The sequence below is a fragment of the Microbacterium aureliae genome, from assembly GCF_054780155.1.
The window spans coordinates 612,029-623,104 of record NZ_BAAGWW010000002.1 but is presented as its reverse complement, the minus strand read 5'-3'; the positions used below and the strand labels follow the sequence as shown (position 1 = coordinate 623,104).

General features: G+C 72.9%; 8 protein-coding genes. 3 read left to right on the top strand and 5 right to left on the bottom strand.

The window, feature by feature from the left end:
- Window positions 1-176: 176 nt before the first annotated feature.
- The 3 genes from ACYVF4_RS09050 to xylA form a co-directional block, all read right to left on the bottom strand.
- Window positions 177-1,019, bottom strand: a complete 843-nt coding sequence (locus ACYVF4_RS09050) for a transposase (RefSeq protein ID WP_460721893.1) — start codon at window positions 1,017-1,019, stop codon at window positions 177-179.
- Between the two features lie 173 nt (window positions 1,020-1,192).
- Entirely contained in the window at window positions 1,193-2,605 is a 1,413-nt protein-coding gene (locus ACYVF4_RS09045) for a xylulokinase (protein ID WP_460721891.1), read from the bottom strand.
- A 215-nt stretch (window positions 2,606-2,820) separates the two neighbouring features.
- Entirely contained in the window at window positions 2,821-4,011 is a 1,191-nt protein-coding gene (xylA, locus tag ACYVF4_RS09040) for a xylose isomerase (RefSeq protein ID WP_460721889.1), read from the bottom strand.
- A gap of 121 nt (window positions 4,012-4,132) precedes the next feature.
- On the opposite strand from xylA, the gene ACYVF4_RS09035 reads away from it, so the two are divergent.
- Both ACYVF4_RS09035 and ACYVF4_RS09030 read left to right on the top strand, forming a co-directional pair.
- Window positions 4,133-5,494: a cryptochrome/photolyase family protein gene (locus tag ACYVF4_RS09035; protein WP_460721887.1), complete on the top strand. Its 1,362-nt coding sequence runs from the start codon at window positions 4,133-4,135 to the stop codon at window positions 5,492-5,494.
- Window positions 5,495-5,746: 252 nt separating this feature from the next.
- A complete protein-coding gene (locus ACYVF4_RS09030) occupies window positions 5,747-6,796 on the top strand; it encodes an LLM class flavin-dependent oxidoreductase (protein WP_460721885.1) in 1,050 nt (349 codons plus the stop codon).
- Between the two features lie 144 nt (window positions 6,797-6,940).
- Here ACYVF4_RS09030 and pheA read toward each other — a convergent pair whose 3' ends face one another.
- The gene (pheA, locus tag ACYVF4_RS09025) at window positions 6,941-7,900 is read right to left on the bottom strand and encodes a prephenate dehydratase (protein WP_460721883.1); all 960 of its coding nucleotides are present in this window, start codon (window positions 7,898-7,900) and stop codon (window positions 6,941-6,943) included.
- A gap of 94 nt (window positions 7,901-7,994) precedes the next feature.
- Between pheA and pgm the strand changes: the two genes are divergently transcribed.
- The gene (gene pgm / locus ACYVF4_RS09020) at window positions 7,995-9,638 is read left to right on the top strand and encodes a phosphoglucomutase (alpha-D-glucose-1,6-bisphosphate-dependent) (protein WP_460721881.1); all 1,644 of its coding nucleotides are present in this window, start codon (window positions 7,995-7,997) and stop codon (window positions 9,636-9,638) included.
- Window positions 9,639-9,702: 64 nt separating this feature from the next.
- Here the strand turns inward: pgm and ACYVF4_RS09015 are convergent, their stop codons facing one another.
- Window positions 9,703-11,043, bottom strand: a complete 1,341-nt coding sequence (locus ACYVF4_RS09015) for an ABC transporter substrate-binding protein (protein ID WP_460721879.1) — start codon at window positions 11,041-11,043, stop codon at window positions 9,703-9,705.
- Window positions 11,044-11,076 lie beyond the last annotated feature (33 nt).

The window sequence follows — 11,076 nt, the reverse complement described above, 5'->3', positions numbered from 1 at the left end:
GGCGGGGGCGGGGGGGGCGGTGCGGGGCGGCCGCGGGGCGGGGCGGGGGTGCCGGGGTATCGGCCGCGCGCGGCGCGGCGGCGAGCCAAGGGAACCGCCGCGAGACACGGGGCGTCACCCTCGGTCTCGCGGCGGATCCCGTGGTTCGCCCAGCCGACAGGCCCGCCGAGCGCGGCTCAGGCGTCCAGCGCGCGCCGGGCGGCGTCGGCGCGCGCGGCGGCCTCACGTGCGACGGATGCCGCGGCCTGCTGCTCCTGCTCGAGCTCGGCCAGCTTCTGCTCGGCGGCGTCGGCCTCGGCCCCGAGTCGCTCGAGGTCGCGGCGCAGGTCGTCCATCCGCTCGCGGACGTGGTCGACGCGCTCCTGCTGCTGAGCCCGGCGCGCCTCGGCCTTCGACAGCGCGCGCTCGGCGTCGGAGGCGGCGCGTTCGGCCTCGCGCGCAGCCCGCTCCGCGGCCTTGGCCGCGCGGCGCTCGGCAAGGTCGTCCCGCGGCGGCGGAGCCCCGACCCCCGGCACCGACCCGCCGACGGCGGCGTGCAGGTCGGCCTGCTCTCCGGCGACGAGCCCGGTCACGAGGCGGCCCGTCATGACCGCGGCGGCGGACGCGGCATCCATCACCGCCGCGTTGATCGTCTTCTGGACGTCCTCGCGCGCCGAGGCGCTGACGGCGACGCCCTGCTCTTCGGCGAGGTCGGCGGCCTGGGCCGCGAGCGCGGCGACGAGTGCGCGGCGCTGGGCGCCGAGCCGCGCCAGCTCGGCGGCGTCCAGGTCGTCCTGCGCGTCGCGCAGCGCGGCCGACAGCTCCACGGCCTCGGTCAGCCGCCCGTCGCGGACGAGCAGGTTGACCGCGTACGCGGCGACAGTGGGCTTGCGCAGCGCACGCACCTCCCGGCCCAGCGCCGGCGCGGCAAGGCCCGCCCGGGCGTTGCGCGCGGCGGTGAACCGGGCGGGCGGCAGCGAGTAGAGCTCGCCGGCGATCGCGTCCAGCGCCGCCGCGTCGCTGTGCCCGCCTTCGCCCATCGCCCCATTGTGCCGCGGCCCTCGCGACCCCGAGGCGCACCCCCGCCGCCGAAACGCGGGATTCGCCGCGAGACCCACCGCCACGACCTGCGTCTCACGCCGAATCCCGTGGTTCGCGGCGACGGGCGCCGTGGTGCCCGGGCGCCGGCGGCTTCGGGCCCGGCGCGGGCGGCTCAGCGGGCGAGCACCGCGGCGGCCTGCCGTGCGGCGCCGAGCGCCACGTACTCCCCCGGCTCGGGGACCTCGACGTCGAGCCCCAGCACCTGCGGCGCGATGCGGCGCACGGCCTCGGACTGCGCTCCGCCGCCGATCAGCAGCGCACGGCCGAGGGGCACGCCCAGGCCGCGGAGCGCCTCGAGCCCGGCGCCGAGCCCCGCGAGCATGCCCTCGACGGCGGCGCGGGCGAGGTTCTCGCGCGTGGTCGAGACGAGGGTCATGCCGGTCAGCGAGGCCGTGGCATCCGGCAGATTGGGAGTCCGCTCCCCCTCGAAGTACGGGACGAGCGAGAGGCCCCCGGCACCGGGTTCGGCGCCCAGCGCGAGCCGACTGAGCTCGGCATGGTCGACCCCCAGCAGCCCCGCGATCGCGTCCAGGACCCGCGCGGCGTTGAGGGTCGCCACCAGCGGCAGGAACCGGCCGGTGCAGTCGGCGAATCCCGCGACCGTGCCCGTGGGATCGACGGTGCGCTCCCGGCTCACGGCGAACACGGTGCCGCTCGTTCCGATCGAGACGACGACGTCGCCCGGGCCCGCCCCCAGCCCGAGCGCGGCGCCGGCGTTGTCTCCGGCTCCCGGCCCGACCCTGCGCCCGTCGCGGTCGAGGACGTGGTCCTCGGGGCCCAGCACGCGGGGCAGCACCGCGTCATGCCCGAGGGCTGCGATCAGCAGCTCGCGGTCGTAGTCGCCGCTCGCAGGGTTCCAGTAGCCCGTGCCGGACGCGTCGGAGCGGTCGGTGACGAGCTCACCCAGCACGGGTCCGAGCGCCGACTCGCCCGCCGGCCCGTAGCCGCGCAGCCGCCACGTCAGCCAGTCGTGGGGCAGCGCGACGGCCGCCACGCGTGCGGCGTTGTCGGGCTCGTGGTCACGCAGCCATCGCAGCTTCGTGATCGTGAACGACGCCACGGGCACGAGGCCCGTGCGGCGGGCGAGCTCGTCCGCTCCGAACTGCGCGATCAGATCGGATGCCGCGCCCGCCGACCTCGTGTCGTTCCACAGCAGGGCGTCACGGACGACCCGCCCGTCCGCGTCGAGGGCCACCATCCCGTGCTGCTGTCCGCCGATGGCCCACGCTTCGACTCCGCCCAGCGCGTCGCTCAGCGCGAGCGCTTCGACTCCGCCCAGCGCGTCGCTCAGCGCGAGCGCTTCGACTCCGCCCAGCGCGTCGCTCAGCGCGAGCGCTTCGACTCCGCCCGGGCCACCGGCATCCGTGATCGCCTGCTGGAGAGCCCGCCACCAGGCCTCGGGATCGACCTCGGTCCCGGCCGGGTGGGCCGCACGCCCCTCGCGGACGACCCGGCCGGTCGCCGTGTCGACGATCACCACCTTGCACGACTGCGTCGACGAGTCGACCCCCATCACCAGCGCCATCGCCGGCCTCCTTTCCTCACGCCCGTCCGTCTTCCGTTCGCTTGCCCTGAATGCTCGCGTTTCCGACTCCCGCCCGTACATCCGAGGCAAGCGAACCGAAGAGGTGGAGCCCACCGCCCAGTCACCGTTCGCTTGCCCTGGATGCCCGCGCTTGCGGCTGTCACCCGTACATCCAGGGCAAGTGAGCGAGGGTGGGCGAACGGACGCCCGCCTTGTCAGCCGCGAGCGCCCATCAGGTGCTCGGTGGCCAGCTGTTGCAGGCGCACGAAGCCGAAGCCCTTTCCGCCCAGGTAGGGCGACGGGTCGAAGTCCTCGTAGGCCGTGCGGTCGGCGAGCAGGTCGTCGTAGGACTCGCCGTCGCCGAGCGTCGGCTGCGACAGCTCGAACACCTTCGCCGCCTCGAGCGCGGCCTGCACCTCGGGATCGGCGCGGAAGGCCGCCGCGCGCTCCTTCAGCAGCAGGTACGTGCGCATGTTCGCCGCAGCCGAGTCCCACACGCCCGTCTCGTCCTCGGTGCGCGAGGGCTTGTAGTCGAAGTGGCGCGGACCGTCGTACGCGGGCCCGCCGTTCGGTCCGCCGTTCTCAAGCAGGTCCACCAGGGCGAAGGCGTTGTGCAGGTCGCCGTGGCCGAACACCAGGTCCTGGTCGTACTTGATGCCTCGCTGGCCGTTCAGGTCGATGTGGAAGAGCTTGCCGTGGTACAGGGCCTGGGCGATCCCGGCGGCGAAGTTCAGGCCCGCCATCTGCTCGTGTCCCACCTCGGGGTTCAGGCCCACCAGCTCGGGGCGCTCGAGCGAGTCGATGAAGGCCAGCGCGTGGCCGACGGTCGGCAGCAGGATGTCGCCGCGGGGCTCGTTCGGCTTCGGCTCGATCGCGAACCGGATGTCGTACCCCTTGTCGGTGACGTAGTCGCCGAGCAGGTTGACCGCCTCGCGGTAGCGCTCCAGCGCCGCGCGGACGTCCTTCGCGGCGTCGTACTCCGCTCCCTCGCGGCCGCCCCACATGACGAAGGTCTTCGCCCCGAGCTCGGCGGCGAGGTCGAGGTTGCGCAGCACCTTGCGCAGCGCGAAGCGGCGCACCTGCCGGTCGTTGGACGTGAAGCCGCCGTCCTTGAACACCGGCGCCGAGAAGAGGTTCGTCGTGACCATGGGCACCGTCAGCCCCGTCGCGGCGAGCGCGGCCTTGAGCCGGTCGATCTGGGTCTGACGTTCGGCATCGGTCGAGCCGAACGCGAACAGGTCGTCGTCGTGGAACGTGAGCCCGTACGCGCCGAGCTCGGTGAGCTTCTCGACGGCGTGGACGACGTCCAGCGCCGGCCGGGTGGGGCCGCCGAAGGGATCGGCGCCGTTGTAGCCGATGGTCCAGAGGCCGAACGTGAACTTGTCGGCGGGCGTGGGGGTGGGCATGGCGCTCCTTCGCGGTTTTGTTGCTGAAGACAACGTATACCAGATCGGATGCCGCGTCCACCGGCATCCGATCGCTGTCAAGTGCGCCCCCACCCCGCGCGGCCCGGCCAGGATGGACCCCATGACGAGTCCCTCGATCGTGTGGTTCCGCGACGATCTGCGGCTGGCCGACAACCCCGCCCTGCGCGCGGCGATCGAGCGCGACGAGCCGGTGATCGCCCTCTACGTGCTCGACGAGGAGTCCGACGGGGTGCGGCCCCTCGGCGGGGCTGCCCGCTGGTGGCTGCACCACAGCCTCGCCTCGCTCGGCGAACGGCTGCGCGAGCGGGGCTCCGTCCTGGTGCTCCGCCGCGGGGCGGCCGCCGACGTGGTCCCCCGCCTCGTCGCCGACGTCGGGGCCGGCGCGGTGTTCTGGAACCGCCGGTACGCGCAGCCCGAGCGCGACATCGACTCCGGCATCAAGGCCGGGCTGCGAGATGGCGGGGTCGAGGTGGCGTCCTTCGCGGCATCCGTGCTGTTCGAACCCTGGACCGTGCGCGCCGGAGCCGACAAGCCGTACTCGGTCTTCTCGCCCTTCTGGCGGGCGTGCCTGGCACTGCCCGCACCGCGGACGCCGCTGCCCGAACCGCGGGAGGTCGCGGGTCCGCGCGCGAACCCTTACTCCGACAGCCTGTCCGACTGGGACCTGCTGCCGACGAAGCCGGACTGGGCGAAGGGCCTGCGCGAGACGTGGCAGCCCGGGGAGCCCGAGGCGAAGCGGCGGCTGCGGGACTTCCTCGCCGACGACCTCGCCGACTACGACCGCTCGCGCGACGAGCCGTCCGCGGGCGTGACCTCGCGCCTGTCGCCGCGGCTGCGATGGGGCGAGCTCAGCCCGTACACGGTGTGGCACGAGACCGTCGCGTCGGCGGCGGCCGGCGCGCACCCGGGGCCGACGCAGCGCTTCCTCTCGGAGCTCGGGTGGCGCGAGTTCGCGGTGCACACCCTGTTCCACTTCCCCGATCTGGCGACGAAGAACTGGCGGAGCGAGTTCGACGCGTTCGAGTGGCCTCGGCTGAAGCCCTCGCACCTCGAGGCCTGGCAGCGCGGACGCACCGGGGTGCCGCTCGTGGACGCCGGGATGCGGGAGCTCTGGCACACCGGGATCATGCACAACCGCGTGCGGATGGTAACCGCCTCGTACCTCATCAAGAACCTGCTGATCGACTGGCGGCGCGGCGAGCAGTGGTTCTGGGACACGCTCGTCGATGCGGATGCCGCATCCAACGCCTTCAACTGGCAGTGGGTGGCCGGGTCCGGGGCGGACGCGGCCCCGTACTTCCGCGTGTTCAACCCCGAGCTGCAGGCCGAGAAGTTCGACAAGCACGGCGAGTACGTCAAGCAATGGGCGCCCGACAGCGCCGACATCGAGCCGCTCGTGGACCTGAAGCAGTCCCGCCAGTCCGCCCTCGACGCTTACGAGGCCGTCAAGCGCGCACGGTAGGCGCCGGGGGCTGGGCCCTCGTCCTGTTGCGCCCGCTCACCCGTTGCGGGCCACCGGCCCACACATCCGCCGCCGGATCCACACATCCGCGCCGCCTGATGTGTGGATCGGATGCCGAATGTGTGGGTCCACGCTCGACCCGGCCCCCCAGACGTGTGGCCCCGACCTGTGAGCCCCCCGACCTACGGGTCGGATGCCGGCGCCGGACGCCCGGCGGAATACCCGGCACCCCGAGCCGGGTTGTGGTCGGGGATGACCTCGACTCCCGCTCCCGCCCTGTCCGTCCTCGATCTCGTGCCCGTGCGCACCGGCCAGTCCAGCGCCCAGGCCATCCGGGCATCCCTGGAACTGGCACGGACGGCGGACCGCCTGGGCTACCGGCGCTACTGGTTCGCCGAGCACCACAACATGCCGGCGGTGGCCTCGACGACTCCGCCCGTGCTGGCCGCCGCCGTGGCGGCGGGCACCGAGCGCATCCGCGTGGGGTCGGGCGGCGTGATGCTGCCCAACCACAGCCCGCTCGTCGTGGCAGAGCAGTTCGCGGCGCTCGAGGCCCTCGCCCCGGGCCGCGTGGACCTCGGCCTGGGCCGTGCGCCGGGCAGCGACCCCGTCATCACGCAGCTGCTGCGGCAATCCGGCACGACCAGCGACGTCGAGCGCTTCCCCGAGCACGTCCGCGACATCCTCTCGCTCGTCGCACCCGACGGCGCCGCGCTGCGATTCACCTCGGGCGGCACCTACGATGTGCGCGCGACTCCGGCGGCCGACGGCATCCCCGAGATCTGGCTGCTCGGATCGAGCGACTACTCGGCGCAGCTGGCGGCGTCGTTGGGGCTGCCGTACGTCTTCGCGAACCACTTCTCGGGCCAGGGGCTGGAGCGCGCGCTCGAGCTGTATCGCACGCAGTTCCAGCCGAGCGAGCGGCTGGCGGCGCCCCGGACGTTCCTCACCGCCAACGTCGTGGCCGCGCCGACGCGCGAAGAGGCCGAGGCGCGCTCCCTGCCGAACCAGCGCATGATGGCGCGCCTGCGCATGAACCGGCCCCTCGTGCCCGCCGAGACGGTCGAGCATTCCCTCGCCGCCGCGGACGAGTTCGACGGACTCGGCGCCCAGATCATGGCCGCCGCCCGTGCGACGTGGTTCGTGGGAACCGGCGACGAGGTGACCGCCGAGCTCACGGCGTTCGCCGCCCGTCACGGGGTCGACGAGGTGATGATCTCGCCCATCGCGGGGGCCTACGAGAACGAGCCGACGGATGCCGCGCCCGGCCGCACACAGACCCTCGAGCTGCTCGCCGCCTGACGCGCCCGCGGGCGACCCGCGCCCTCCCACCCGTTCACTTGTCGTGAATGCACGCCGGGAGCGCCTTCGGGCGTACATCCAGGGCAAGCGAACGAAGAAGGGCGGACGGCCCGACGGTCCGGCCCGACGAACCCGCCGGCCCGGCTAGGCCTCGGGTTCGCCCGAGATGAGGCCGCGCAGCCAGTCCCGGGCCTCGACGAAGACGTCGTCGGCGTAGCGCTCGGGGTAGTGCACGACGGCGCGATCGGCCCGCGGGTACGACCCGAGGAAGATCACCTTGGGGCTGAAGCGACGCAGCCCCAGCAGCGCGTCGGCCATGCGCTCGTTCTCGATGTGCCCGTCGGCGTCGATGACGAAGCGGTACCGCCCGAGCTCGTCGCCGATGGGCCGCGACGCCAGCAACGACAGGTTGATGCCGCGCGTGGCGAATTGCTCGAGCATCTCGAGCAGGGCTCCGGGGTGGTCGTCGGGCAGCTCGACGATCAGCGAGGTCTTGTCGGCCCCCGTGGGCGGGGGCGCGGTGACCGGTCGGCTCACCAGCACGAACCGGGTCACGGCGTGGGGGTTGTCGCCGATGCCCGACGCGAGCAGCTCGAGGTCGTGATGGCCCAGGATGCCGGGGGCCGCGATTGCGGCATCCGCGTCGCTCGTCCCGTCCAGCAGCCCCATGGCACTGGCGACGTTGCTCGCGGCGGGGATGTGGGCGTGGGCGGGCAGCTCGCGCGTCAGCCACTGCAGGCACTGCGCGTAGGCGACCGGGTGGGCCGAGACGAGCGACACGTCCGCGAGCGTCGCGCCGGGGCGGCCGACCAGGACGAAGTCCACCGGCACGAGGTACTCCCCGATGATGCGCAGGCCCGGCATGGTGGCCAGGGCGTCCTGCGCGGTCGAGACGCCGCCGTCGACGGAGTTCTCGATCGCGATCATCGCGGCGTGGGAGCGGCCCTCGACGACGTCGGCGAGCGCCTCGCCGACGTTGCGCACCGGCCGCCACTGCTGGCCGCGCGCCTCGGGGACCTGCGCGAGCGCCGCCTCGGTGAAGGTGCCCGCCGGACCCAGGAAGCTGTAGGTGCGTCGGGTCGGCTCGGCGGCGTCGGCAGTCACGCGCTCCAGCCTAAACCGCACGCACGGGCGCCTCGCGCGTAGCAGATCGGCACGAGGGGCGCGCGAACGGGCCCGGAGCGGGCAGACTGTTCGCATGAGCCGCGCAGGACAGCCCGCCGAAGCCTCGGACCTCATCGACATCGATGAGCTGATCGCCGCCTACTACGACCGCAAGCCCGACCCCGCCATCCCCGAGCAGCGGGTCGCGTTCGGGACGAGCGGTCACCGCGGCTCGAGTCTGGCGACGAGCTTCAACGAGAACCACATCCTCGCCACCACGCAGGCGATCGTCGACTACCGGCGGGAGCAGGGCATCACCGGCCCCCTCTTCCTCGGCCGCGACACGCACGGCCTGTCGCTGCCGGCCGAGCGCACCGCGATCGAGGTGCTGGTGGCCGCCGGCGTCGACGTCCGCGTCGACGCGCGCGACTCGTGGGTGCCGACGCCCGCGCTCAGCCACGCGATCCTCGCGTACAACAAGGGCCGGGATGCCGGTGACCCCGGCCGCGCGGACGGCATCGTGGTCACCCCGAGCCACAACCCGCCGCGCGACGGCGGCTTCAAGTACAACCCGCCGCACGGCGGCCCGGCCGACACCGACGCCACCGGCTGGATCGCCGACCGCGCGAACGAGCTGATCGCGGCGGGCCTCGAGGGTGTCGCCCGCACGCCGTACAAGGACATCGACGGCGATCTGCTCGGGGAGTACGACTTCCGCGACGCCTACGTGCGGGATCTCGCGAACATCATCGACCTCGACGCGATCCGCTCGGCGGGCGTGCGCATCGGCGCCGACCCGCTGGGCGGGGCGTCGGTGGAGTACTGGGCGCTCATCGCCGAGATGCACGGCCTCGACCTCGAGGTCGTGAACCCCGAGGTCGATCCCACGTGGCGGTTCATGACCCTCGACTGGGACGAGAAGATCCGCATGGATCCGTCGTCGCCGTCGGCGATGGCCTCGCTGGTCGCGCGCCGCGACCAGTACGACATCCTCACCGGCAACGACGCCGACGCCGACCGCCACGGCATCGTGACCCCCGATGCGGGCCTGATGAACCCCAACCACTACCTGGCGGTCGCGATCGACTACCTGTACTCGCACCGCGAGGGCTGGCCGGCGGATGCCGCGGTGGGCAAGACGCTCGTCAGCTCGATGATCATCGACCGCGTGGTCGCCTCGCTCGGGCGCACCCTGCTGGAGGTCCCGGTCGGATTCAAGTGGTTCGTGCCCGGCCTTCTGGACGGCTCGGTCGCCTTCGGCGGCGAGGAGTCGGCCGGGGCGTCGTTCCTGCGCAAGGACGGCACGGTGTGGACGACCGACAAGGACGGCATCCTGCTGTGCCTGCTGGCCGCCGAGATCCTCGCCGTCACCGGCAAGACCCCCTCGCAGCGCTACGCCGAGCTCGAAGCCGAGTACGGCGCGTCGACCTACCAGCGCGTGGACGCCCCGGCGACCCCCGCACAGAAGGCCGCTCTCGGCAAGCTCTCGCCCGAGGCCGTCACCGCGACCGAGCTCGCCGGCGAGCCGATCGTCGCCAAGCTGTCGCACGCTCCGGGCAACGGCGCGGCGATCGGGGGCCTGAAGGTCGTCACCGAGGGGGCGTGGTTCGCCGCGCGACCCTCGGGGACCGAGGACGTCTACAAGCTCTACGCCGAGTCGCTGCGCGGTCCCGAGCATCTCGCCCGCGTGCAGGACGAGGCCCGCGCGGTCGTGTCGGCCGCCCTCGGCGGCGCCTGACGCACCACCGGCGAACGCGAATGCCGCGGGTCCCGAGGGACCCGCGGCATTCGTGTGTGCGGGATTACTCCGCGACGGGGATGGATGCCGCCTTCAGCGCGTCGATCGTCGACTGCTGACCGGACTCCAGCGCGTCCCCGAGGGTGCTCGACCCCGACGCCGCAGCCTTGAAGCCGTCCGAGACGTCGGCGTAGGTCTGCGTCATGGTGGGGCCCCACACGAAGTCGGGGCTGACCTGGGTCGACGCCTCGGCGAAGACGTCGTAGATCGCCTGGCCGCCGTAGAACTCCACGCCCTCCTTGAGCACCGGCAGCTCCAGACCGGCCGACGTGGCCGGGTAGATGGCCGCGGTGGAGTTGAGCGAGGTGAGCGCCTCTTCCGAGGTGTTCAGCCACAGCGCGAACTTGGCCGCCTCGTACAGGTGATCGGTGCCCTTGAAGACCGCGATCGACGAACCGCCCCAGTTGCCGGCGGCGGCGCCGCCGTCCTCCCACTGCGGGGCGAGGGCGACCGACCACTTGCCCGAGGTGTCGGGCGCGCCCGAGGCGATGGAGTTGGCACCCCACACCGCGGAGTTCCACGTCCACACCTCGCCGGAGTTGTACGCGTTGTTCCACTCGTCGGTCCACGCCGGGTAGGTGGCGATGAGGTCGTCCTCGAGCAGGCCCTGCCAGTAGTCGGCGACCTTCATCGACTCCGCCGAGGTCAGCTCGACCGTCCACTGGTCGCCGTCGTTGGCGAACCACTGCCCGCCCGCCTGCCACACGAAGCCGGCGAACTGGTTGATGTCGGTCTGCGAGAAGTTGGTGATGTACCCGCCGAGCTCGCGGATCTTCTCAGCGGCCGTGCGGTACTCGTCCCACGTGGTGGGGACGTCGATGCCGTTCTCCTCGAACAGGTCGGAGCGGTAGAACAGGCCCATCGGACCCTGGTCCTGCGGGACGCCGTAGACCTCGTCCTCGGTGCCGAGGGTGACCTGGCCCCACGTCCACTCGAGGAACTGGTCCTCGGCTGCGACGACCTCTTCGCACGCGGCGAGGTTCTCCAGGCCGTCCTGCACGCGGAAGTTCGGCAGCGCGTCGTACTCGATCTGACCGAGGTCGGGGGCGTTGCCCGCCTCGAGCTGGTTGAAGAAGTTCTGGTACGTGCCGGCGTTGCCCGAGGGGCCGGTCTGCACCTCGACCTGGATGTCGGGGTTCTCCTCGTTCCACATGGCCACGGCATCCTCGATGCCCGGGATCCACGACGTGAAGGTGAGCGTGACGTCTTCGCCGGCCGGCTCGCAGGCGCCCGCGTCGGCGCCGCCGCCACCGTCGCCGCCGTTGCCTCCGGCGGCGCAGCCGGCGACGGTGAGGGCTGCGGTGGCGAGCAGGGCTGCGGTGACCGCTCGTGTGTTCTTTCGCATGTTCTCTTCCTTGGTGGTGGGGGGTTGACCGGG